Origin of the sequence: Bradyrhizobium canariense, assembly GCF_019402665.1 — a bacterium.
Classification (GTDB): domain Bacteria; phylum Pseudomonadota; class Alphaproteobacteria; order Rhizobiales; family Xanthobacteraceae; genus Bradyrhizobium; species Bradyrhizobium canariense.
Window position 1 is genome coordinate 88,604 of sequence record NZ_VSST01000056.1, and the last position, 23,232, is coordinate 111,835.

Annotated in this window: 23 protein-coding genes and 1 tRNA gene; 8 read left to right on the plus strand and 16 right to left on the minus strand. The window is 63.3% G+C overall.

Annotation, left to right across the window (positions count from 1 at the left end; translation table 11 throughout):
- Positions 1–59: 59 nt before the first annotated feature.
- From FXB41_RS28135 to FXB41_RS28145, 3 genes are all read right to left on the minus strand, one after another.
- Positions 60–314, minus strand: a complete 255-nt coding sequence (locus FXB41_RS28135; RefSeq protein ID WP_219684062.1) for a hypothetical protein — start codon at positions 312–314, stop codon at positions 60–62.
- Positions 315–394: 80 nt separating this feature from the next.
- Positions 395–934, minus strand: coding sequence for a hypothetical protein (locus FXB41_RS28140; protein ID WP_219684063.1), 540 nt, complete (start codon positions 932–934; stop codon positions 395–397).
- A gap of 68 nt (positions 935–1,002) precedes the next feature.
- On the minus strand, positions 1,003–1,431 hold the full coding sequence (locus FXB41_RS28145; protein WP_219684064.1) for a hypothetical protein: 429 nt from the start codon (positions 1,429–1,431) through the stop codon (positions 1,003–1,005).
- A 695-nt stretch (positions 1,432–2,126) separates the two neighbouring features.
- On the opposite strand from FXB41_RS28145, the gene FXB41_RS28150 reads away from it, so the two are divergent.
- The 6 genes from FXB41_RS28150 to FXB41_RS28175 all read left to right on the plus strand — a co-directional run bounded on the left by FXB41_RS28150 (position 2,127) and on the right by FXB41_RS28175 (position 6,597).
- Positions 2,127–2,981, plus strand: a complete 855-nt coding sequence (locus FXB41_RS28150; RefSeq protein ID WP_219684065.1) for a helix-turn-helix domain-containing protein — start codon at positions 2,127–2,129, stop codon at positions 2,979–2,981.
- A gap of 78 nt (positions 2,982–3,059) precedes the next feature.
- The gene (locus tag FXB41_RS28155) at positions 3,060–3,701 is read left to right on the plus strand and encodes a hypothetical protein (protein ID WP_219684066.1); all 642 of its coding nucleotides are present in this window, start codon (positions 3,060–3,062) and stop codon (positions 3,699–3,701) included.
- Positions 3,702–3,712: 11 nt separating this feature from the next.
- On the plus strand, positions 3,713–4,168 hold the full coding sequence (locus FXB41_RS28160) for a hypothetical protein (protein WP_219684067.1): 456 nt from the start codon (positions 3,713–3,715) through the stop codon (positions 4,166–4,168).
- A 92-nt stretch (positions 4,169–4,260) separates the two neighbouring features.
- Positions 4,261–4,524 carry a hypothetical protein gene (locus tag FXB41_RS28165; RefSeq protein ID WP_219684068.1) on the plus strand — a complete coding sequence of 88 codons (264 nt, stop codon included), beginning with the start codon at positions 4,261–4,263 and terminating at the stop codon, positions 4,522–4,524.
- A complete protein-coding gene (locus tag FXB41_RS28170; protein ID WP_219684069.1) occupies positions 4,521–5,078 on the plus strand; it encodes a hypothetical protein in 558 nt (185 codons plus the stop codon). Before FXB41_RS28165 ends, FXB41_RS28170 begins: the two co-directional genes overlap by 4 nt.
- Before the next feature lie 226 nt (positions 5,079–5,304).
- Positions 5,305–6,597: a hypothetical protein gene (locus tag FXB41_RS28175; RefSeq protein WP_219684070.1), complete on the plus strand. Its 1,293-nt coding sequence runs from the start codon at positions 5,305–5,307 to the stop codon at positions 6,595–6,597.
- Between the two features lie 16 nt (positions 6,598–6,613).
- Here the strand turns inward: FXB41_RS28175 and FXB41_RS28180 are convergent.
- The 3 genes from FXB41_RS28180 to FXB41_RS28190 form a co-directional block, all read right to left on the minus strand.
- A tRNA-Arg gene (locus FXB41_RS28180) sits at positions 6,614–6,690 on the minus strand.
- 151 nt (positions 6,691–6,841) lie between these two features.
- Positions 6,842–7,387: a hypothetical protein gene (locus FXB41_RS28185; protein WP_007603097.1), complete on the minus strand. Its 546-nt coding sequence runs from the start codon at positions 7,385–7,387 to the stop codon at positions 6,842–6,844.
- 161 nt (positions 7,388–7,548) lie between these two features.
- On the minus strand, positions 7,549–8,118 hold the full coding sequence (locus tag FXB41_RS28190) for a hypothetical protein (protein ID WP_219684071.1): 570 nt from the start codon (positions 8,116–8,118) through the stop codon (positions 7,549–7,551).
- A 178-nt stretch (positions 8,119–8,296) separates the two neighbouring features.
- Between FXB41_RS28190 and FXB41_RS28195 the strand changes: the two genes are divergently transcribed.
- Positions 8,297–8,680, plus strand: coding sequence for a VOC family protein (locus FXB41_RS28195; RefSeq protein WP_007603095.1), 384 nt, complete (start codon positions 8,297–8,299; stop codon positions 8,678–8,680).
- 49 nt (positions 8,681–8,729) lie between these two features.
- On the opposite strand, the gene FXB41_RS28200 is transcribed toward FXB41_RS28195, so the two are convergent.
- On the minus strand, positions 8,730–9,227 hold the full coding sequence (locus FXB41_RS28200) for a hypothetical protein (protein WP_219684072.1): 498 nt from the start codon (positions 9,225–9,227) through the stop codon (positions 8,730–8,732).
- 256 nt (positions 9,228–9,483) lie between these two features.
- Here FXB41_RS28200 and FXB41_RS28205 point away from each other — a divergent pair, with 256 nt between their 5' ends.
- Entirely contained in the window at positions 9,484–9,834 is a 351-nt protein-coding gene (locus FXB41_RS28205) for a GrlR family regulatory protein (RefSeq protein WP_007603093.1), read from the plus strand.
- Positions 9,835–9,933: 99 nt separating this feature from the next.
- Here FXB41_RS28205 and FXB41_RS28210 read toward each other — a convergent pair whose 3' ends face one another.
- From FXB41_RS28210 to FXB41_RS28250, 9 genes are all read right to left on the minus strand, one after another.
- Positions 9,934–12,621, minus strand: coding sequence for a PAS domain S-box protein (locus FXB41_RS28210; protein WP_219684073.1), 2,688 nt, complete (start codon positions 12,619–12,621; stop codon positions 9,934–9,936).
- A gap of 125 nt (positions 12,622–12,746) precedes the next feature.
- Positions 12,747–13,661, minus strand: a complete 915-nt coding sequence (locus FXB41_RS28215) for a DMT family transporter (RefSeq protein WP_007603089.1) — start codon at positions 13,659–13,661, stop codon at positions 12,747–12,749.
- A gap of 80 nt (positions 13,662–13,741) precedes the next feature.
- Positions 13,742–14,557: an NUDIX hydrolase gene (locus FXB41_RS28220; RefSeq protein WP_219684074.1), complete on the minus strand. Its 816-nt coding sequence runs from the start codon at positions 14,555–14,557 to the stop codon at positions 13,742–13,744.
- A gap of 4 nt (positions 14,558–14,561) precedes the next feature.
- Positions 14,562–15,515, minus strand: a complete 954-nt coding sequence (locus FXB41_RS28225; protein WP_219684075.1) for a dihydrodipicolinate synthase family protein — start codon at positions 15,513–15,515, stop codon at positions 14,562–14,564.
- Positions 15,516–15,543: 28 nt separating this feature from the next.
- Complete coding sequence (locus tag FXB41_RS28230; RefSeq protein ID WP_219684076.1) at positions 15,544–16,422, minus strand: SDR family oxidoreductase; 879 nt, start codon at positions 16,420–16,422, stop codon at positions 15,544–15,546.
- Positions 16,423–16,604: 182 nt separating this feature from the next.
- The gene (locus tag FXB41_RS28235) at positions 16,605–17,465 is read right to left on the minus strand and encodes a MaoC family dehydratase (RefSeq protein ID WP_007603085.1); all 861 of its coding nucleotides are present in this window, start codon (positions 17,463–17,465) and stop codon (positions 16,605–16,607) included.
- Positions 17,466–17,679: 214 nt separating this feature from the next.
- On the minus strand, positions 17,680–18,069 hold the full coding sequence (locus FXB41_RS28240; RefSeq protein ID WP_007603084.1) for a Zn-ribbon domain-containing OB-fold protein: 390 nt from the start codon (positions 18,067–18,069) through the stop codon (positions 17,680–17,682).
- Complete coding sequence (locus tag FXB41_RS28245; RefSeq protein WP_007603083.1) at positions 18,069–19,226, minus strand: thiolase family protein; 1,158 nt, start codon at positions 19,224–19,226, stop codon at positions 18,069–18,071. Before FXB41_RS28245 ends, FXB41_RS28240 begins: the two co-directional genes overlap by 1 nt.
- Before the next feature lie 392 nt (positions 19,227–19,618).
- Entirely contained in the window at positions 19,619–23,110 is a 3,492-nt protein-coding gene (locus FXB41_RS28250) for an indolepyruvate ferredoxin oxidoreductase family protein (protein WP_219684077.1), read from the minus strand.
- Between the last annotated feature and the right edge of the window lie 122 nt (positions 23,111–23,232).

Consider the following 23,232-nt stretch of genomic DNA (forward strand, 5'->3'; position numbering starts at 1 on the left):
TCAGGCTTTCGGCACAATCCGACCAGACCCGTGTGAGCGTCGCTCGCGCGGGTCTTTTGTTATGCGGCCCGTGCGACCGGTTTGGTGCAGTTGGATTCTGCCCACGCCAGGGCCGGCTCAAGCTCATACAGCGGGCGCTTGCCCCACATCTTCGCGACCGGCGGGCCGGCGTTGCGTGAGGGAAGGCAAATCTTGTCAAAATAGCTTTTCGTAATGGGGTAGCCGTACTCGGCCAAGCGATTGCGCAGGTCGTCTCGGGTGAATAGTCGAGAACGGTCGTTCATGTCGGGTGCCTCACGGTTGATGACGGACAAACGTTTGCTCGCATCCGAGACGCAAAAACACGGGGCATTTTTTGCGCCAGGTCTAGCTGCAGCTGACGCAGGAAACGGCCTCACGTTTTTCGGGCAGCGTTGAGCTTTTTCCGGAGATTTTTTAGCTCCCCTATGTCGTAATCCGCGCTGTGCTCCTTGATGATCGCCTTCAACAGCTCGGTGTCAGTGGCCCGCCGTTTATCGCGCTCGAAAATGTCGTCTCGCTTCTGATTGACTCTCTTGAGCAATTCGGCGTCCGCGAGGAAGGTTTTAAGGTTTTTCTTGCCATCCTTTTTTGGATTCGGGAAAAAACCCATTGCAAGGTATGTGATCAGTACCCGCCAGTGTCGGGGGTCGCTCTCGTCTAGACCGAAAAATTGAAACGCCTTGCGGATTGGCGCATCATGTTTTGTCCAGCCAAGCAATGTATGTGCATTAGCGATCTTCGGCCGGTCCGGACTCTTGTTCCAATCGATCCCACTCGGGCTCACTTTGTAGAGCGGGGTTTCTCTCAAGCGCTCCAGGCGCTCCATTGATCTATCGTTCGCCATCGGTTGCACCATCCCGCTGTGCCCAACGCGCCGACCCAGCGGCACAACTTCGAGGATCTGCGCCGCCAAAGGCTCAGGGACGACTCTTCTCGTCGCCGTAGCCCCGGCGGCTCCTCAGATGCTCTTCCAGTTCTGGATCATAGTCGAGAGCCGCCCTTTCCCAAAAGGCTGCGCGCTTGGCCAAGCTGATCGCTCGCCGCAGAAATGTCCGGGCCATAAAGGTCTTCGTCGAGGCGCTGCAGAAGCGCTTCATACTTTGCAAGACGGGCGACAGTAGCTCGAAGCTCTTCCAAGTCATGGACGGTCTCTGATCTGCGCTTGGGTTCTGCGAGCGCTCGCAGCTCATTGACCTCGTCCGCCCGGACCTTGATCCTGGGATCACGGTGCCAAACATCCCGGATACGATTTTCAGACCAGTTGCCGAGCTTGCGGCCTACTCTGCGAAGTACCGCCTTCAGCGACTCGCCGGCTTGGCGCTCGCCGGCCAACCTTCGAAGAAGGTCGGCAGCCTCGTCGAGAGAAGTAGCCTGCATCTCCGATGCCTTATGGGAAAATTCCGACGTCATTTGTGCTCTCCTGCTTTTCAAGAGAGCGCGCGTTTAACATCGCCGCATTCGAGGACGAGCGACCCGGCAAAGTTTGGCGACCACGGCGGGTTGTGCTGTCCGACACAAAAATTCTGATTAGCGATTGCGGCAGATTGACCTTGCCCCCGCGTACTACCGCGATCGTTGTCCAACCGAGTAACGCTCCGTCGCTCGGTTGAACTTGGCGGACGGACGCAATCCCCCGCGCGTCCGTCCGCCCGGTAGGGGCAGAAATGGAATTGGAAATGCGCCCGAAGCCGCTCACTCTGCGCCCCCACCATCCCGAGTCCCAGCGTCAGCGGGCGATCGAACTATTTCGAGCTTGGGACCAGGTGATGCAGAAGCATCATGGAGAGCTGTACTATCGGAGGCTTGGATATTCTGTGCACTAGGCGGCGCCAGTTCATCGAGCGCTTGCATCACGGCATCCAGCTTGCGCAGTGTCGGGCTCACCTTCCCCGACCGCCAGCGGCTCCATGTGGAGCGATCGACGCCGGACCGGTCGAACAGGCGACCGAGGGACACCCCCGCCCCGTCCAAGCGGGTCTCAACTTCGGTGATTTGCGCAGTCAGTGCCATCCGTGCATAAATGCATACTAATTCCGCTGATTCAAGTCCAGAGCGTGAATTTATACACCAAGCAGTGATTTAAAGCAGGAGCTATAGGGTGGGGCATGAATTTCGAGACCAAAGCGCTGGCCTATGTGCGCCACGTCCTAGAAATGCGGCAGATGAAGCCCGGCGCCTTGGCGACAAAGGCCGGCTTGTCGCCCTCCACCCTCACCCGCGCCCTCAACGATCCAGGACATAAGTTCAAGCTGTCCATGACGACGCTGGAGAAGATCGCGGAGGTAAGCGGGATCAACCCCGGGCCATTCCTAGAGGCTGAGGACGCCGCCGGGCTCACCCTCAATGAGGTGCACAGGGCTGATCTCATGCGGGATGGCCCGAAAGAACGACCCTTCAAGTGGACCCTGATCGTTGGCGAGGTTCAGGCAAACGTCTGGAAAGAGCCTGCCGGCTTTCCTTACATGGACGTAGGCCCATTGCATCTAACGAGCACCGTGCGAGAGCCAAAAGACTGCTTTGCCTATATTATGCGGGACGAAAGTGCGAATTTGCTCGCAGCGCCGGACGACATCCTATTTTGCACGCGGATTGAGGCAAAAGACCTTGCCACTGTCCAACGGGAAACGCCCTACCCGGACTCTCCCAACCCGTGGCGCGACGCGCTAAATGGTCCCGTCATAGTCGAGCGCCGATCGAAGGACGCCTTCAAGGTGGAGCATACGCTTCGCTATCTGCGACGGCAGGCAAAGGGCGACGGCTGGGAACTGCTGAGCGCCCGGACGGAGGACTATCCCGAGCTAGATCCGGACAAGCCAGCCAAGCGACGCCTGTTCGCGCCCGTGCAATTGCACGAACTCCCAGGCACTGACGAATATAGAATAGTCGGCCGCTGTGAATTTGTGCTCAGGAACGATAGCGGCGAACAGAACTTTTTGGCGACCGTCCGCCCGAGACCGTGAATTTATGCACTGAGCCCTTTACATTTATCGTGAATTGATGCACGGTACTCCTGTCACTTCACGACGGGGAGCCCTCCAATGCGCACGAACGCCACGCCGGCCCAGAAGCAAGCACCGGTCATCAACTTTGCCTGCCCAGCCTCACAAAGCGGCCTGACTGATCTAATCGCCCGCATGAACGCGGCGGTTGCCGAGGTCGAAAAGTGGGCGCTGATTGAGGAACGGCTAGACGGTCAATTCCGCAAGGCGACGCCCAAGGTAAAGGGCGGAGTTGTCCCCGCCTCCACGCTGATGCAGGACGGAAAGCCGGACCTAGAAATGCCGGCGTCGGACTGGTTCTACAGGTCCCGGGAAAATATCGAGAAGGACCACCGCGACGCCCTGACGCGCGCGACGACTGAGGACGACCGCGCCGCAGCCGATATTCGCTATGCAGCGTTGCTGGCCGATTGGGATGCCCAGCAAGCGGCATACGACGCCGCAAGACCGCGCGGCCTCGTTCACGCCAAACGGATGCTGAGCAAGGCGCATCGGGCTTGGAGCGTGTTCGAGAACGCGATCGTCAATTACCAGCCACAAAGCCTTGCCGAGGTCGCTGAATGGCTGAGCTACGCCGGCCGGCACGAAATGCGCGGCGTGTTCTTCACCCCGGACGAAGGCGATCTAAAGCACATGATGCGGACCGCCGCCGCCGTCCTCGCTGAGCATGGCGTGAATTGAGGGCTGGCAACATGACGAACCCGCCTGTCCTTCACCTTGTCGCGCGGCGCCACGGTCCGGCGCCGGCTCCGCCGAAAGTCGCCGCGAACGATCGCGAGCGCAAGGTTATCGCCTTGTGCGTTCAGTATTGCCAACTGCTTGGTGCGATGGATGCCGGCTTTGCGGCTGATCCCACCGGCAACTGCGAATTTGCTTCGGCCACCAATCATGTGCGCCGGGCCGTGCGCATTCTGCCCAAGCTTGTGGCCTTGAGCCCGCATATGGTCACGGGCGCCGAGCCCTTGAGTGCGAACGAACTGAGGGCGAAGGCCGCCGTTGCCCAAGCGCTCTACGGCTTCCGCAGTGGCGAGGAACTGGAGCGGGACGAGCGGCTATTCATGACTTTCTTTGCCGGCGAAGTCGCGGGCCATCTTGAAGCGCGGGCCGTTGAGGCCGCAGAGGCCTACCATGCTGCGTTCACTGGTTGAAGAGCTGGTAGCGCTGGCCGCCCTCTCCGCTTTTCTGTTCGTCGTTTTTGTTTGGTCCGCCATCGCGTGCGGGGCTTAAGGGAGCCGTCAACATGCTGCAATTGCCAAGCGATACCGTTGCGACCGCCGCGCCGCCCGCCCTCGCCCGTCACAGCGAACGTGCCGCGGCGTTCCAGGATTTGGAGGGAGCAATTTGCGATTGCGCCATGATGGCGCGGATTGCGGCGCAATACCTGATGGACACCGACAACCGGCAATATCCGCCCGAGCTGTTTTTTGCAGTCACGCACGCGTCGGAAATGATCGACGCCCTCAAAGCCAAATACTACGCGCATTATCAGAGCGACCCTGAATGACGCACGTTTACCACTTCACCGACACAGCCCGGCTCCCCTGGATCATTGGTTCAGGGGAGCTGCATCCCTCCAGCAACAGCCGACGCGGATTCCCGGCTGATCTGCTTTGGGCCACGACCAATCCGGCCGGCGACAAGACGGCCTCAGCGGCCTACGCGAAGCAACTTCATAAGGACGGGGTTATTCAGGTTGTCCGCATGACGTTGGACGCGGACGCCTTCGGGCCATGGCGCGAAGTGATTACGGGGCTGCTGGGTTGGACGGAGGCGCACCTTGCCAAACTGGAGCACACCGCGAAGTCGGCGGGACAGGACACCGCCGCGTGGCGATGCCGGGTTGCGCCTATCCGGGATTACGATTGGCGAGACGTTGACGCCAAACGGCACAACGAAAACTGGCGCCGCATTGACGCCACGCAGGCCTACTGCATCGGTCACGGGCTTAGGCGCGGGTTTGTCATCGCGGGTTACGCCTATCTTGCCACGCAAGAGCGGGACGGCACCGGCAACATCAGTTATTCCAATTTCGCCCGGGCGGGAGTGACAGAAGCTTGAGCAAGCCGTCAGCAATTCCCGCAGGATCTTGGCCCAGGCGCATGGCAGCCGAACTGGCAGCCGGCTATTGCGGCGAGCGGACTGCGGAGGACTTCCTAAAGCGGGTTGGCAAAGAGTATCCTCAGCCGCGAGTGGCGGAAGGGCGTAGACGGTTATGGTTGAGGGACGATCTGGACAGGGCGATAGCCCCAAGTCTGGCGCAAGGCGATCTCGCAGAGGAACTGTGATGGTCGATCTGCCGCGCCACGTTATTCCCAAAAAGCTCGCGAGCGGCGCGATTGCGTATTATTACAACGTCCCGACTAAATATCGGGCGATCAAATGCCCGCTCTCCAATGAGCCGCTTGGGACTGACTACGCGAGGATGCAGGCGCGGGCTAAGACGCTGAATGAGCAGTTTGACGAATGGGACCAAGCACGCAAGGGCCTGCCAGTAAGCGGCGTCATGGCTCCGAAATACGGAACGGTTGATTGGCTGTTTCGCGAATACAAGATCAGCAAGGCTTACCTGGAGAAGGTCGCGGAGCGGTCTCGCTCAGATTACGAATGGGCAATGGACGAGATTTGCAACGTCCTCACCAAGTCGGACGATCGTGTCGGAGGCCGTCTCGTCAAGACGATCAGCCCGCGAGCGGCAGACAAGCTCTATGACAAGTTCATCACTGCGAAGGGAAGGAAACTCGCAGCCGGCAAGCAACGGCTGCGCACGGGCGAAAAGCTAATCGGGCTTTGTCGCAAGGCGTGGCGCGTTGTCCATCGGCTCTATCCGGAAGAGTTTCCGGCCGGCGTTCCGAACCCATGGGAAGGCGTGACGGTAAAGAAGCGGGCGAAAGCCAAGAAATCCGCCGTCACTCGGGACGAGGCCTACGCCTTCGCCTGGGGCGCGATCGACGCGGGTTATCCAGAGGCAGCCGCTACCGCGGTCATCTGCTTTGAATGGCTCCAGCGGCCGGAGAACGTGGTCGCGGGCTACATCACATGGGCCGACTACCGGGCACCTTCGGCACCGTCGATCATTCGGGTAGCCCACCATAAGACGGGCACGATTGCGCCCCACCCACTGGAAGAGGCCGACGAAAAAGGCAACGTCACGCTGTTCTATCCTGATGCCGAGGAAGTCCTGGCGAAGCTCCCCAGGCTCGGGCTGCCCATGATCTTGCGCGACTTAGGCGACGGCGCAGCCAAGCCGTGGATTTACAGCTCTCTTAACCATGTCGTGGCGCGGCTGCGAAAAAAGATCGAAGGGGTTCCACCCTACTTCACCTTGGACGCTTGCCGGCACGGCGGGTTGACCGAGCTGGAGGAGGCAGAGCTTACGGACGGCCAAGGCCGCGCGCTGTCCACGCACAAGACTCAACATAGCTATGAGGGCTATGCGAAGCGGTCCGCCAAGCGGATGCTATCGGCCACTCGGAAGCGCCATGCTCACGTCCTCGCGAACAAAATAGCGACAAGCGTTCAGAATGACGGGGCTGATAGTGTTCAGAATGAAAAGCAGGAGGTTGAGAAAAGTGCTTAGCCTTCAACCGCTTGAGTGGCGCGCTCGGAGAGATTCGAACTCCCGACCCTCGGAATCGAAATCCGATGCTCTATCCAGCTGAGCTACGAGCGCCCTGGCCCAGGCAATGGGCCGCAACCGAGACGCCCCAGATCGCTGCTGGCGAGCCAGCAGGCCGGACGACGTTCGGATGGGTTCGAATTAGCAGAGAGGCCGGCCAATAAAAAGCCCTTCCCGCCGGATTCGAGAAGGGTCGGACCCGCTCTTACCAAGTGCTGTTGAAGAAGCCGAAATGCGGCTGCTGCGCCATCACCATCATCGGCCCACCTTGCTGCGGCATCGGACGCGTTCTGGCGACCTTGCGCTTGGGCTGCTGCGCCGGGGTCCGAGGGGGCTGGGCCTGAGGAAGCTGGGCCTGCGCCTGAACTTGCGGCTGAATTTGCGTCTTGGCTTCGGTCCTCTTGGCGGCAGCGGTATTGGCCTTCGCGGCCGGCGTGAATTGGGCGAACGTCTCGCGGACCCGTGCCTTGGCTGATATCTCGGCCAAAGCCGGAGACATGCTCTCCACGGGCGGCTGGGGAGCCGCGACGGCGGCGATCTTCACCGCAGGGGCGGCAAGCGTCGGCTGACTGGTGTCGAGAACGACGCGCTCCGGCAGGTGGCGATCGGACCGGATCCGGATCAAAGGCTGTTCGTTGCTTGCGGTTGCGACAGCCTGCGTCACCGGCGAAGTCGGCAGAACGGAGTTCGCCGCGAACAGCAGTGCGAGCAAGGCTCCACCGACAAAGAAGAAATACCGAAAAATGGGCATTTGGCCACGCTCCGCCCGTCGCATCCCCGCGTGGGCTCTCCGCCTTAACGGGCGATCATTTAATTGGTTCCTGGCCCAGCCGTTCGGTTCAAATGGCGACGCCAAGTTTTTTGCCCAAGCCCCCAGGACAGTAACTTTTCCGCTACCGGAAAATGCCGACCTTAGGTCCGGCGTGCTGCCACAAGCGAACACTTCGCCTGATCGGCATTCACGTTGACGAAGCCGACAGGAATGCGCGCAAAAGTCTTGCGGCTCTTCATGCCGACCGTATCAGCCAGAACGCGGCTGCGGTCGGTGAGATGACTGCCATCGCGCCGCGCAAAAGCGCAGACGATCTCGACATCCGTTACGGCATAGTCATTGTCGTTGCGGAGCGTGAGCGTCACCAGCGCCTTCGAGCCAAGGCCGCCGCGGCGCCAGGTCTGAGATGAAATCCTGATCCGACCGAGTTCTGCCATTGTCGGAATCTGAGCTTCGGAAGGCGACGACGGGGCGGCCGCATCGCCCAAAGGCGCCGTCTCGACCGCTGCCACGTCAGACCTCACCGGTTCGGCACTGTTGCCTCTGGAAACAGGGAGCAGCATCCAGACGCCGCAACCGACGATGATGGCCGCCAACAGCCATAGCAGGCCTCGCCCAAATGAAACGCTCGCGATCGTCACCGCCCGCGCCAGTCGTTCGCCGGGCCCGGCGAAACGCCCTAACCCGATGCGGTCAAACCCAGCGTTCATGGTTGCCTCACCGATCGCGGCGGAAGCACGTTCGACAACGGATTCCGCCACTGCTTACCTTAATCCGGAAGACGAACTAAGGTTCCCGCGCACTGGCGAGTCGGCAAGAGCGGTGGCGGTCACCGGCCGAGGCCGCTAACATGCGCTGCAACGTCAAGACCCGTCGGGAGAACATGAAATGCCAGTCGTCACTTGGGATCACGTCCATCTGCGCAGCCCCGATCCGGAGGCCACGGCGGCCTGGCTGCGGGACATCCTTGGTGGCGAGATCGTGCAAGCTCCCGGACGGATCGACGTGAATCTTGGAGGTGCAAGGATCTTCATTGCGCCACTCGAGGGCGACAACGCGGTCAACCCGCCGCCGCCGCACCCGCATCAGGGGCTCGACCATTTCGGTCTCACGGTGAAGGACATCGACGCCGTCGCCGCCGAGATCAAGGCCAAGGGCGTCACCTTCACGCGTGAACCGACCACGATCCGCCCCGGCGTGCGGATCTGCTTCATCCGCGGCCCCGAAGGCATCTCCATCGAGCTGCTCGAGCGCGACAAGAAATATACCTGACACGGCGCGCGCCGCATCGGCGCACCGGGCGACGTGCGGCCCCGCGCGCCTAAGTCATGCTGCCGGGCATGAAGCAGCGGATGGCCACGCCCATGTAGCCGTAGATCGGCCAGACCATGGTGCGTCCCACCCGGTTCGGCTCCGAGATCACGGCCTCCTCTGGCACCTCGACCCAGACGAGCTCCTGCGGTCGGCCGTCGATCACGTAGCCATAGCGCGGGACGCGGACCCGATAGTGCCCGTCCTTGCTGTCCCAGTCGGTGTCTGAGAGTGCCGAGCCGTCTGCATCGGAGCAGCAAGGCCCCTTGCCGCTTCGCAGTCCGTCGAACCAGGCCTTCAATTCGGCATTGGTGTTGACGAACTGGCCGCGGTCGCGCGCGTGCCCGAAGGGGGGTGCGAGTGCGATCAAGGCCAGGGCGCAAGCGAGGCTCGCCACGGTTCGCCAGCGTACCGCGCCGCCAATCCGCTGTTGTCGTGTTTCGCAAATCGTGGGACGCACACTGTACAGACGCGGCTCCTCGCCGCCGGAATCGATCCAGTTGCTCACGTTTGTCTTGCTCCAGCACCCCGCGGCCAGTGCAACAATGGTTATGCATTTCGCGGGCCAACTTGATTCGCAACGACTGGCCTCGCTTCATGATCAGACCGTCATGGCGGTGTCATAGACAAGCCGGGACAACTACGGCTCACGGACAGGCTCGCAAGGCCGGCGGCCAAACTCCCGCGTTGCGCGGCCGCATGCGCTTTGGCATAAATGCCTACCGGTTACGCCATTGGGCGACGGCGGCCGGCCTCGGGACGTTATGAAGAACGGCCTCTATTCGATTCACGTGAACCTGCTCGATGGTCGGGTCGGCAAGGGCAGCGGCGTGATCCTTTTTCGCGACGGCAAGATTCTTGGCGGCGATGCCTACCTCTATTACACCGGCAGCTACACGGTGAAGGACAACACCTTCAAGGGTGAGGTGCTGGTCCAGCGTCACACCTCGCCGCGGGGCGACGACAATCCGCTGTTCGGCGGGCCTGCCGCGGTCGGCATCGGCGTCAGCGGCACCTTCACGGAGACGCGCGGGGACATGACGGGCACCGCGCTGGTCGGCAAGGCCAGCCAGATTTTCGGCGCGACGCTGCACAAGCTTGCAGAGGCCGACTAGAGCTTCGGGTTTTAATTGAATCGACCGAAGCTCTGGATTGTTGTTTCGACGCGTTTTCTACACCCGGACCGGCATCTACTTCGCTCGAAAACGTTCGAGCTATTCCGCGGCCTGCTCGAGCGGCGCCACGCGCGGCAGGATGATCTGGATGCGTGTGCCGCTGCCCGGTTCGGAATCCAGATCGAGCCGTCCACCGAGCCTGTTCGTGACGATGCTGTAGACGATGTGCAGCCCGAGGCCGGTGCCGCCCTGGTCGCGCCGCGTCGTGAAGAACGGATCGAAGGCACGGCGGCGGACGTCGAGCGACATGCCGCAGCCATTGTCGGAGAAGATGATTTCGACATTGTCCTTGCCGGACTCGCGCACCTGGATGTCGATGGTCCCCGGCCGACCGTCCGGGAAGGCGTGCGCCACCGCGTTGAGAAACAGATTGGTCAGCACCTGCCCGTACGGTCCAGGATAGCTGTTCATGGTCAGATCAGGCTGGCACTCGACGTTGAGCGTCAGATTGTGCTTGCGCAGGCCCGGCCGCAGACTCATCACCACCTGCTCGGTGAGGTCACCGAGATCGAAGCTGCGCTGGTCCGAATAGTTGCGGTCGGCGGCAACCTGCTTGAACGACTGGATCAGCTCGGCGGCGCGGTTGAGATTGGAGACGAGCTGCGAGGACGCGTCGCGGCTGGTATGGAGAAAGTCGTTGAGCGTGGAGCGGCGCAGCTCGCCACGCTCGACCTCGGCGGTGAACATAGCGGTCTTGCGCTCCAGCGCGGAGGCGACCGTGAGGCTGATGCCGACGGGATTGTTGACTTCGTGCGCGACGCCGGCGACGAGGCGTCCGAGCGCGGCCAGCTTCTCCGCCTCGATCAGCGAGGCCTGGGTCTCGCGCAGATTGCGCAGCGCGGTCTCGGCGGATTCCTTGGCTTTCCGCATCTCCTGCTCGCCGCGCTTGCGCTCGCCGATGTCGAGCGCCACGGTCACGATCCGCTCGATCTCGCCTTCGGCATCGAGCAGCGGCAGCTTGTTGACGAGCCATTGCCGCATGTGGCCGGAAGCATCGATGTACTCCTCTTCGTAGAAGCCGAGGCCTTTCCGCAGCGTCAGCACGCGCTTGTCGCTCTCGTCGGACTTGGCAGCGCCATAGCGCGACATCAGGTCGGCCGTGGTGCGGCCGAGCGCATCGCCGGGCTCGATGCCGAAGATGCCGGCCATGTAGCGGTTCATCAGCACGTAGCGCAGGTCGCGGTCCTTGACGTTGATCACCGCGGGCACGGTGTCGATGACCTGCTGGAGCAGGCGCCGTCCTTCGGCGATGGCGTCTTCCGCGCGCTTCTGGTCGGTGATGTCGCGCAGCGTGCCCTCGTAGCGGACGATGTTGCCCGCCTCGTCGCGGACGCCGGTGGCACTGTCGGACAGCCACAGGATGTCGCCGCCGCGCTGGCGCACCTGGTACTCAAACTCGCGCACCATGCCGTCGCGTGCCATCAGCCGCTGATATTCGACGCGCGCCTCGGGATTGACGTAGATTGTGTGGGCGATGTCGTTGATGCTGTCGATCAGCTGCTGCGGGCTGTCGTAGCCCATCATCCGCGCCAGCGCCGGATTGGCATTGAGGAGGTCGCCGGCCGGCGTCGTGACATAGATGCCATCGACCGAGCCCTCGAACAGTTTCCGGTAGCTCTCTTCGGCGAGGCGCTGCTCGGTCAGTGCGCGCACCGCCGCCTCGCGCGCCGTGTCGGCCTCCTCCAGCGCGCGGCGGAACACTTCGGCCGCCCGCGCGATGTCGCCAATCTCATTGTCGAGATCGGCGGACGGGATCGAGGTGTTCTTCTCGCCGGCTGCGAGCGCGCGGATCGACCGCGCGATCTGGGCGAGCGGACGGACTGTCCGCCGCACCACGAAGCCGGCCGCGAGAATACCGATCAGCACACCGATGGTACCGAGCACGATGCTCTGCCAGCGCGCCTCCGTCAGCGTACGGGCAAAGTCGCGCGACAGCACGTGACCGCGCCGGGCGCTGACCTCGCGCAGCAATTCGGTGACGCGGCCGATCAGCCGGCCCTCGGTTCCCAGCACCTCGCGATCGATGTCGGCGATCTGCCGTTCACGGACAGCGACCGCGATGATCGCCTCGGCGTAGTCGTTGACGGCCGATCTGAGCTTGGGATCAGTGACGCCCATCGCTCGCATGCTCTGCGCCGCCTGCTCAGCCGCAGACGGGTTGCGCGCAAGCAACCCGAGCGCGATCCGGCTCTGCGCTTCCGACAAGCGGGACGCCAGCTCTCGGTCCGCAGTGCCAGAGACAGCCGCGTCGAACTGGTCACGGAGCGGCGGCAGGCCGGCAAGCAGCTGGGCGCGGCGGTCGATCAGCGTCGAGATCCGCTCCAGCCCGCTGCGATAGGTCGCAAGCCGCTCGCTGACGCCGTCGATCATGTCCTGCTGCTCGGGCACGAGCTCGATGCGGGTCTTCTTCAGGATGTCGCTGAGCGTCGAGGCCGCCTCGCCCACCTGCTTGAACTGGATGCCGGCGCCGGGATCGGTGACGAAGTCGCGCGCGGCGAGCCGCAGCTCGTTCATGCGGCGGTCGATGTCCTCGGCGAGGTCGCCGACGCTCTGCAGCCGCTGCAGCTCGGCAAAGGTCGTGTCGATGTGCCGGATCGCGATCACGCTCGCGGTCGAGGTGACGATGATCACCGCCAGCACCAGAAGGAAGCTGCCGAACGTGAGCTGGCCGATGGAGAGCGAGAATGTTCGCTTTTTCTCAGGGGTCGGCGTCAATTCGGCGGACATTGGTGATGTGAGGACCCGGCTATTGGAGCTCCAATATACGACGTATTGCGGTCCCGGGGGAACATGCGTCTCGCCGCCGAATATCCTTAATATTGCAGCCCTGCCGGACCCCCGCCGCCTCGGCTTTATGACGTTTTGACGTCGGCCGGCCGCCGGGCCGGGATGGTCATGGCGGCGACGCCGAGAACGACGCAGGCAAGGCCGATCCAGGCGGTCCGGCTCAGGCTTTCGCCGAGGAAGGCGACGCTGATGGCAACCCCGATCGGCACGCGGAGATAAGCCTGCGCCGTGGTGCCGACCGAGCCCAGGATCTGGATCAGGCGGAAATAGATCACGAAGGCCGCGGCGGTCGAGAATGTCGCCAGCGCGAGCAGCGCCAGCACGGAACTCAGCGAGGGCGACAGTGTCCAGGGCTGCTCGACGATGAGCGAGGCCGGGACCAGCGCCGCCGCCCCCGCCAGCAGCGAGCCGGCCGCGGGCGCCATGGGATCGAGGCCCTTGAAGCTGCGGCCGAAGATCGCGGCGCAGGCGTAGCAGATGGTGGCGGCAACGATAGCGGCCTCCGCGACGAGGCCGCTTCCGACATCATGGACGGCGTCGACGCCGACGATCAGCAGGATGCCGGCCATGCCGGCAACCACGCCAACCAGCTTTCGCGGTGTCGTCGCCTCGTGACGCGTCACTAGGGCCGTGAGCAGGAAGGTGAAGATCGGGCCGGCCGAGTTGAGGATGGTCGCGAGCGCGGCATCGACGTGCCGCTCGCCCCAGGCGATCAACGTCCAGGGGATCACGCTGTTGAGCACGGCCTGGAAGGCGAAGCGTTGCCAGGTCGCGGCATCCGTCGGCATCCTGATGCCTCGCGCCCACATGATCGCGAGCAGCAGCAGGCCCGCAATCGTGGTGCGCGCCGCGATCAGCGTGATCGGCGGAATGGTGGCGACGCCGAGCTTGATGAAGGTGTAGGAGCCGCCCCACAGCGTCGCCAGCGCGAGCAGCAACGCCAGCTCGACGGCAATGTTGTTGTCCTGTCGGTTGTCCATGTCGCGCGCTCGATCCCGTTGTCAGGGACGGAACCTAGCGCGTCTGCCCTCGCCGATACTTCGTTGTGTGTCGAAGTGTTCTAGCCGAGCGCCTCGACCTCGAACACCTCGCCGTCATAGCCGGCCTCGCGGGGAATGCGGAGCTGACGGCCGGTTTCGGTCTTGGTCATGACAGGCATCACCGTCACGACGGACATGCCGCGGGCGTGCTCCAGCGCCGCGCTCACGCTTCCCTGCTTGGCGAGCCGGATCAGATTGCGCGTGGTCGGGAACGGCAGCTTGAAGCGGCCGCTCTCGCCTCCCTCCACCGCCTCGCGCGGCGAGACCCAGATCGAATCGGTCGACTCCCGGCCGTCATGCGCGCCGAGCTGGTCGGGCGGCGCTGCCGCAAGGAAGAACCAGGTGTCGAAACGTTTTGGCATCCCCTCGGGCGTGATCCAGTGCGCGTAAGGCACCAGCGTATCGAGCGCGAGCTGGAGCCCGTTATCGGCCAGAATGCTCAGGAAGCTGATCTTGTGCTCGTTGAGCGCGACGCGATGCGCATCGGCGATCTCACCGGCTCGCCTGGCATCCACCGGCGTGCCGGAATCCTTCGACCGCGCCAGCAGGATCCCGCTTTCCTCAAAGGTCTCGCGGATCGCGGCGATCCGAAATCCGCGGTCCGCTTCACTCAGTCCCTCGCCGCCCGAATACAGATCGGAGCGGGCGACGATCTCCTGATCGCCGGCATCGACGCTGCCGCCGGGAAACACCAGCGCGCCCGAATTGAACTCGATCTGATGATGGCGGACCATCATGAAGACTTCAATTTCGTCGCGGCTCTTGCCGTCGACCTTCGCGCCGTCGCGCAGCAGGAGGATCGTCGACGCAGGGCGTGATGCTGATGCCTCGGCCATTCGATTAACCTGCGGCACTGGATTGCGGGCCGAGATTGGCACGCTTGTCGACGCGGGCGACGCGCGACAGCAGGTACTCGACCTCTGCCTTCGCCGCGGGCGTGATGGTGGCGCCGGGCTTGCGCTGGGCGCTGGAGGCGATGATGCCGCGCTTCTGCAGCACGTATTTGCGCACGGCAAGGCCCGCGCCGGGCTGCTGTTCATAGCGGATCAGCGGCAGATGCGCGTCGAACAGATCATGCGCGGCGTCGCGCTTGCCTTCCTTCGAAAGTCGCACGACGTCGATCAGAAGCTCGGGGAAGGCATAGCCGGTCATGGCGCCGTCGGCGCCGCGCTCCATCTCGAAGTCCAGAAAGAGCCCGCCATTGCCGCAGAGGATCGAGAGCGGCCGCAGCGAGCCGTCCTTCTGGAAATTGCGCAGCGTCGAGATCTTTTCCAGCCCCGGCCAGTCCTCGTGCTTGAGCATGACGCAGTTCGGATTGTCGGTGACGATCTTGCGGATCACGGCGGGGGTGAACACCACCGACAAGGTCAGCGGATAGTCCTGGAGCACCCAGGGCACGTCGGGGCCGATGGCATCGGCCGCCTGCTTGTAATAGCCGATGATCTGGTCGTCGGTCCGCAACGACGGCGGCGGCGCGATCATCACACCGGCTGCACCGGCCTCCATCGAGGCCTTCGCCAGCGAGCGCATGGTGGCAAAACCCGGCGCGGAGACGCCGACGATCACCTGCATCTTCTTGGCGCGCTTGACGAAGCGTACCGCCACCTGCTCGGCCTCGGCGGCATCGAGCTTCGGCGCCTCACCGAGGATCCCCAGCACCGTGACGCCGTCGCAGCCGACCTCCTCGTAGAAATCGGTCAGGCGGTCGATCGAGCGCTCGTCGATCCGGCCGTCATCGTGGAACGGCGTCGGCGCGATTGCGAAGGTGCCCTTGGCGTCGGCGGTGAGCTTCATCGTTGTCCTTGTTTCTCTCTGTCGATGGCTAAAACCGCCGCGCCCCCATCTTGATCTGCTCTTCGGAGAAGAAGATCTCCTTGGCATGATCGGCGATGTCCTGGGCGTTCCAGCCCGTGTGCGGCGGCTTCCAGCCGTCCATTTCCATCATCCGCATTTCGCGCACGCCGCGGGGCCCGGACACGCCCAGCACCTTGCCGGTCTGGTCGCCCGACAAATCGCTGACCATGTATAGCACGGCCGGCGCGATGCCGTCCGGCCCCAGCGCCGCACCGGGGTTCTCCTTATAGCGGGGCAGGTCTGCGGTCATGCGGGTCAGCGCGCCCGGCGCAAGCGTCCAGATCCGGATGTTGTATTTGCGCCCCTCGATCGCCAGCACGTTGGACAGGCCCCAGATGCCCCCTTTGGCCGCGCCGTAATTGCTCTGGCCGAAATTGCCGATCAGGCCCGAGGTCGAGGAGGTGTTGACGATGACGCCACCGCCGTTTTCCCGCATCCAGCGAAACACCGGCATGGTGCAACAAAAGGTGCCCTTCAGATGCACCTTAATGACCTTGTCCCAGTCGGACTCAGAGGCCTTGGCGAAGGTCTGGTCGCGCAGAATGCCGGCATTGTTGACGAGGATGTCGGCGCGGCCGAAATGCTTGATGGCGTCGTCGAACACCGACTGGCCGCCTTCCATCGTGGAGATGTCGGCGCGATTGGCAACGGCCTTGCCGCCTTCGGCCTTGATCGCATCCACCACGAGCTGCGCCATCGATGTGTCGGCGCCGGAGCCGTCACGGGCCCCGCCGAGGTCGTTGACGACGACGGAGGCCCCTTCCCGCGCGAACAGCTTCGCGTAGGCCTCACCGAGCCCCCCGCCCGCGCCGGTGATCAGCGCAACCTTCCCGTCGAGTAGTCCCATGGTGGCTCTCCCTGGTTTTGTTTTTCTTACCTCGCCCCGCTTGCGGGGAGAGGTCGGATCGCCCTTGCGATCCGGGTGAGGGGGTACAGGTCTCAATACCGTCTCGGCTCGTGGTGAGAGCCCCTCACCCCGCCCTCTCCCCGCAAGTGCGGGGCGAGGGAGACGACGGCCGTCGCGTGTTGCTAACCCAACACCGTCTTGCCGTTCTTGATCACGGTGACGCCGCGCGACTTCACCTTGGCTTCGAACGAGATCACGCTGCCGTCCTTCCAGAGGTCCATGGTCACGGTCTCGCCGGGATAGACCGGCGAGGAGAACCGCGCGACGTGCTGGCGGAAGGCGGAGGCATCGTAGTCGGCATAGGTCTGGAGCACGCCGCGGCAGGTGATGCCGTAGGTGCACATGCCGTGCAGGATCGGACGCGGGAAGCCGGCTTTCTTCGCGAACTCAGGGTCGGAGTGCAGCGGGTTGCGGTCGCCGCAGAGGCGATAGACCAGCGCCTGGTCGGGACGCGTCACGATGTCGATGGTCGTGTCGGGTGCGCGCGACGGGATCTTGTGCGGATCCGGCTGGGTCAGGTTCGGCCCGCCAAAGCCGCCGTCGCCGCGGGCGAAGCGCGAGGCGACCAGCGTTGCCAGCTTCTCGCCCTTCTCGTTCTTGAGCACGGTCTGGTGGCTGATGACGACGCCCTTGTCCTTGCCTTTATCGTAGACTTCGACAACGGAGGAATCGGCGGTGATGTGCGCGGCGACCGGCAGCGGCTGGTGGAAGGTGATGTCGCGCTCGCCGTCGACCACCATCACGCGGTTGAGGTTCATCTCGCCCGGACCCGCGCCCCACGCCGCAACGGACGCAAAGGTCGGCACCACCTTGAGCGGTCGCGGCGTCAGCGTGCCCTCGTTGACGAAGGCGAGCTCGTTTTCGTCCATCGGATCGGCGCCGAGGCCGATACCGTAGGCATAGAGCATCACTTCGCGGTCGGTGTAGGCATATTTCTGGCCGAGGTTCTTGAGGCCTTTGAGTTCGTCGTATCTGGCGGACATTTTTGTTGTTTCCTCCCGGCAGCTTCAGCTGAGCGGCGCCCATTGTTGCGCCCTCTCCCCTTGTGGGAGAGGGCTACAAGGTGCCCGCAACAAACTCGTTTGGGTGAGGGGTTCGCTCCTCATCGAACAATCTCTCTGTGGAGAGATACCCCTCATCCGGCGCTTCGCGCCACCTTCCCCCACAAGGGGAGAAGGGAAGAACTCGCCGCGCCTACTACGCCGGCGTGAAGAACGGCAGCGGCGCCCCGTCCGTCGGCTTGAACACCACCTTCACCTTCTGGCCGATCTTCAACGTCGTCAGATCGCAATCGACGAAATTGGTCTGGAGCGATGGTCCTTCCTTCAGCGTGACATAGCCGATCGCGTAAGGACCGGTCGGCGACTTCCGCATCAAGCTGTAAGTGTAGATCGTGCCTTCGCCCGAAGACTCCTCCCACACCGTCTTGTCGGAGTAGCAGAACGGGCAGATCGCGCGGGGGAAGTAATGCGCTTCGCCGCAGGCGGTGCAGCGCTTGATCATGAACTTGCCCTCTTTGGCCGCGTCCCAGAACGCCGCTGTCTCAGGGTTCGTCACCGGGGCCGGATATTTCTTGGCTTCGCTCATCACACGCGCTCCAGAATCGCAGTCGAGGCGGCGTGGCGGACACCGAGAAGCCCGCCGGTGCCGTGGGCGATGGCGAGATCGCAATTCTTGACCTGCACCTTCGGATGCGCCTCGCCGCGCAGCTGCCGCACGGCCTCGAGGATCTTGGTCATGCCGCCGCGGTTGACGGGATGGTTGCTGCAGAGGCCACCGCCGTCGGTGTTGAACGGCAGCTTGCCGACGCCCGAGATCAGATTGCCGTCGGCGACGAACTTGCCGCCCTCGCCTTTCTTGCAGAAGCCGAGGTCTTCGAGCTGCATCAAGACGGTGATGGTGAAGCTGTCGTAGATCGAGGCGTATTTGATGTCCTTCGGCGTGATGCCGGCTTCCTCGAAGGCACGCGGGCCGGACCAGATGCCGGCGGAGTAAGTGAGGTCGAGATCCTTGCCGCCGCGCGGGCCCTTCATCGCCTCGCCGTGGCCAATCAGTCTGACCAGCGGCTTCTTCAGACTTTTTGCGATCTCGGGCGTGGTCACGATCAGCGCGCCACCGCCGTCGGAGACGACGCAGCAATCCATGCGATGCAAGGGATCGGAGATCATCGGCGAGTTCAGGACGTCCTCGACGGTGACGACGTCCTTGAGCATCGCATGCGGATTGTATTGCGCGTGGTGCGAGGCCGCGACCTTGATCCAGGCGAGCTGCTCGCTGGTGGTGCCGTAGTCGTGCATGTGACGCATGGCACACATGCCGTAGGCATTGTGCGTGGTCGCGCCGTAAGCCGTCTCGAAATCGGCCTCGGCGCCGGCCGCGCGCGGCGGCATCGCGCCGGTACGCGGCTTGCCGGCCAGCGTGATCAGCGCGACCGAGCACTTGCCCGCGGCGATCGCTTCGGCGGCGTGGCCGAGATGGATGATGTAGGAGCAGCCGCCGGTCTCGGTGGAATCGACATGGCGGAGTTTCTTGGTGTTCAGGCCGAGATAATCGACCATCGGCCAGGCGCCGCCCGGGGCGTCGCCCGCGCAGAAATAGCCGTCGACATCGTCCTTGCTGAGCCCGGCATCCTCGATCGCGCCCTTGGCGACCTCGGCATGGAGCTGGGCGGTGGATTTGTCCGGCGCATGCCGGGTCGGGTGTTCGTAGATCCCGGCAATGTAGGCTTTGCCCTTGATGGTCAAATAAGGTCTCCGCTGGCGTTTCTCACTTCCAGTTTTTTCTGAACCGCTGCTGCCCTGTTGGCAAGCGCGGAAATATTCCGCCGGGCGAGAGAGCAGCGGGTTCGCGCAAATGGCCGAGGTGCGGTGGGAGGGCCTCTGCTTCCGGAATCGTCACGCGAGCGCAGCGAAGCAATCCAGGAATCTTTCCGCGGACGCATTTCTGGATTGCTTCGCTACGCTCGCAATGACGGGAACGACGGGCAGAACCCTAAAGGTGTTTTGCCCGACGGCACAAGCGGTTTCGTTTTATCGGAACACACTTTTCTGCGAAAACAACCCCATGCACAGTAGACCCGTGGTTGATTTCAAACAGGAATTTGGTGGGTGGATTAGCGAGTCCACCCACGAAAATTCTACTCCGCCGCGATCTGCCGCGGAGCCGGCGGCGGGTTCGCGAGGTCGGCGGCGAGCTGGGCGTAGCGGGCCTTGGCATCCGCTACGGCCTTCTCCTTCACCGGGCCGTAGCCGCGGATGCGGTCGGGCAACGACAGCAGCTCCACCGCGGTGTCGATCGTGAGCGGCGACAGCAGGCCGAGCACGGTGGCGACGTCCTTCTCGTAGCCGGTGATCAGATCGCGTTCGAGCTTGCGGTCGGCGCTGCGACCGAAGATGTCGAGTGACGTGCCGCGCAAGAACTTGAATTTTGCCAGCACGCGGAACACCGGAAGCATCCACGGGCCGAAGGCGCGCTTCTTCGGGCGGCCGAGCGCATCGACGCCCCTGCTGAGAATAGGCGGGGCCAGGTTGAAGTTGAACTTGAAGTCGCCCTCGAATTGGTCGCGAAGCTGCTTTTCGAACGCGCCGTCGGTATAAAGGCGCGCGACTTCGTATTCGTCCTTGTAGGCCAGCAGTTTCGCGTAGTTGACCGCAACGGCGCGCGTCAGCGCCTCGTCATAGCCGCCCTGCCTGGCGGCGTCGCTGACCTGGTCCACCAGCTTGCGGTAGCGCTTGGCCAGCCGGCCGTTCTGATAGGCGGTGAGATGCTTGGCGCGGTGCTCGACGAGTTCGTCGAGCGTCATGGCGTCCAGGGTCCTGGGCGCAACGGCCTCGTCCGTTCCCTTCAGCATATCGGCGAGGCGCTGGGGGTCGGCGACCGCGAGGCGGCCGAGGCGGAAGGCCTCTTTGTTCATCTTGATCGAGACGCCGTTGACCTCGATCGCCTGCTCGATCGCTTCCGCCGACAACGGCAAGAGGCCCTTCTGATAGGCGTAGCCCATCATCATCATGTTGGTGGCGATGCTGTCGCCGAGCAGCTGTTCGGCCGGCTTGGTGAAGTCGAAGAATACCGAGTCCTTGTGCAGCGCGGTCTCCAGCAACCCGTTCAGCTTGCGGGTCTGGAAATTGAAATCGCGGTTGAGGACGAAGTCGGCGGTGGGAATGACGTGGCTGTTGATGATGCCGCGGGTGCGGCTGCTGTCGCAGAGCGAGATGGTGTCCTTGGCAACCGCGACCACCTCGTCGGCTGCGAGCACGACATCGGCCGTGCCGGTGACGATGCGCGAGCAGGTCACCTCGGCCGGATGATCAGACAGGCGGACGTGGCTCAGCACCGCCCCACCCTTTTGCGCCAGACCCGACATGTCGAGGATCATCGAGGCCTTGCCCTCGATATGGGCGGCCATGCCGAGCAGCGCGCCGATGGTCAGCACGCCGGTCCCGCCGACGCCGCCGACAGCGATGTTGTAGGGCTTGTCCAGGTTCGGGCGCGATGCCGGCTCGGGCAGCGCGCCAATATCGCCGACGCCCGCCGGCGCGCGCTTGCGCATCTTGCCGCCGTCGACCGTGACGAAGGACGGGCAAAAGCCTTTGACGCAGGAATAATCCTTGTTGCAGGTCGACTGGTTGATGGCGCGCTTGCGGCCGAACTCGGTCTCCAGCGGCTCGACCGAAATGCAGTTCGATTGCACCGAACAATCGCCGCAGCCTTCACACACCGCGGGATTGATGAGCACACGGCGCGCGGGATCCTCCATCGTGCCGCGCTTGCGGCGGCGGCGCTTCTCGGCGGCGCAAGTCTGCACGAAGACGATGGCGGACGCGCCCTTGACCTTGCGCAGGGTTTTCTGGACCGCATCGAGCTCGTCACGATGCGCGGTCTTGACGCCGGGCGCGATCTCGTTCGCCGGATAGGCGTCGGGGTTTTCCGAGACCAGATAGATCTCGCGGATGCCTTCGCTGTGAAGCTGGAAGGTGATCTGCTGCGGCGACAATTCGCCGTCGACATGCTGGCCGCCGGTCATCGCGGTCGCGTCGTTATAGAGGATCTTGTAGGTGATGTTGGCGCCGGAGGCGATCGCCTGGCGGATCGCGAGGCTGCCGGAGTGGAAATACGTGCCGTCGCCGAGATTGGCGAACACGTGCTCTTCCTTGGTGAAGGGGGCAACGCCGACCCACGGCACACCCTCGCCGCCCATGTGTGTGAAGGTCTCGGTCGAGCGATCCATCCACAGGGCCATGAAGTGGCAACCGATGCCGGCAAAGGCGCGACTACCTTCGGGCACCTTGGTCGATGTGTTGTGCGGGCAGCCGGAGCAGAAATACGGGGTGCGGGCGACAGGCGCGGTCGCCTGCATTTGCGACGCCTGGCGGCCGTTGAACCAATCGGCCTTGGCGCGCAGCATCGTTGCAATTTCGGGATTGAGATCAAGTCGAAGCAGACGCTCGGTGAGCGAGCTGGCCAGTGAGGCGACGCTGAGTTCTTCGGCAAAGGGGAGGAAGCGCTTGTCGTGGTCGTCCATCTTTCCGATGATCCGGGGACGGACATCGTCGCGCCAGTTGAACAGCTCCTGCTTCACTTGATTTTCGACGATCTCGCGGCGCTCTTCGATGATGAAGATTTCCTCGAGGCCCACGGCGAATTGCCTGACGCCTTCCGGCTCCAGAGGCCAGGGCATGCCGATCTTGTACAATCGAAGTCCGATCTTGGCGGCGACCTCGGGCGTGATACCGAGCTCGCGCAGCGCCTGACGGATATCCTCGTAGCTCTTGCCGGACGCCATGATGCCGTAGCGGGCATTCGGCGAATCCATCGTGACACGATTGACCTTGTTGGCGCGCGCAAAGGCGATCGCGGCAAAGCCCTTGTAGTCCTGCAGGCGGCGGTCCTGGGCGAAGCGGTCGTCGGGCCAGCGCAGATTGAGGCCGCCTTCGGGCATCTCGAAATCGGTCGGGATCACGAACGGCGTCATCTCGTCGGTAAGGTCGATCTCGGCGGTGGTCTCCACCGTCTCCGTGATCACCTTCATGCCGACCCAGCAGCCCGAATAGCGCGACATCGCGATACCGAGAAGACCCATCTCGATCATCTCGTGGACGCTCGAGGGATAGAGATAGGGCATCAGCGCCGACATGAAGGCGTGGTCGGACTGATGCGGGACCGTCGAGGATTTTGCGCCGTGGTCGTCGCCGGCGAGACACAAGACGCCGCCGTTCTTGGCCGAGCCCGCGGCATTGCCGTGGCGGAAGACGTCGCCGCAGCGATCGACGCCGGGGCCCTTGCCGTACCAGATGCCGACCACGCCGTCATACTTGGCGCCGGGCGAGAGGTTGAGCTGCTGCGAGCCCCAGACCGCGGTCGCGGCCAGATCTTCGTTCACGCCGGGCTGGAACTTGATGTTGTACTGCTCGAGATGCTTGCGCGCGGCGAAGAGCTGCTGGTCGTAGCCGCCGAGCGGCGAGCCGCGATAGCCGGAGATGAAGCCCGCGGTGTTCAGCCCCGCGGCACGGTCGCGCCGGATCTGGGCCATCGGCAGGCGGACCAGGGCCTGAATGCCGGTCGTGAAAATATGTCCGGTGTCCTGGGTGTATTTCTGATCGAGACTGATCGGACCCTGGTTGATGCCCATTATGTCCTCTTCCGCCCTTTTGAGCGCTTGGCTGCTTAAGCCGTTGCCTGCCCGTTGTTTTTAGCTAGGGCGCGCCGACCATTTCCGCCACTCTATGTCGGATATTTCACGCTCCGCATCAC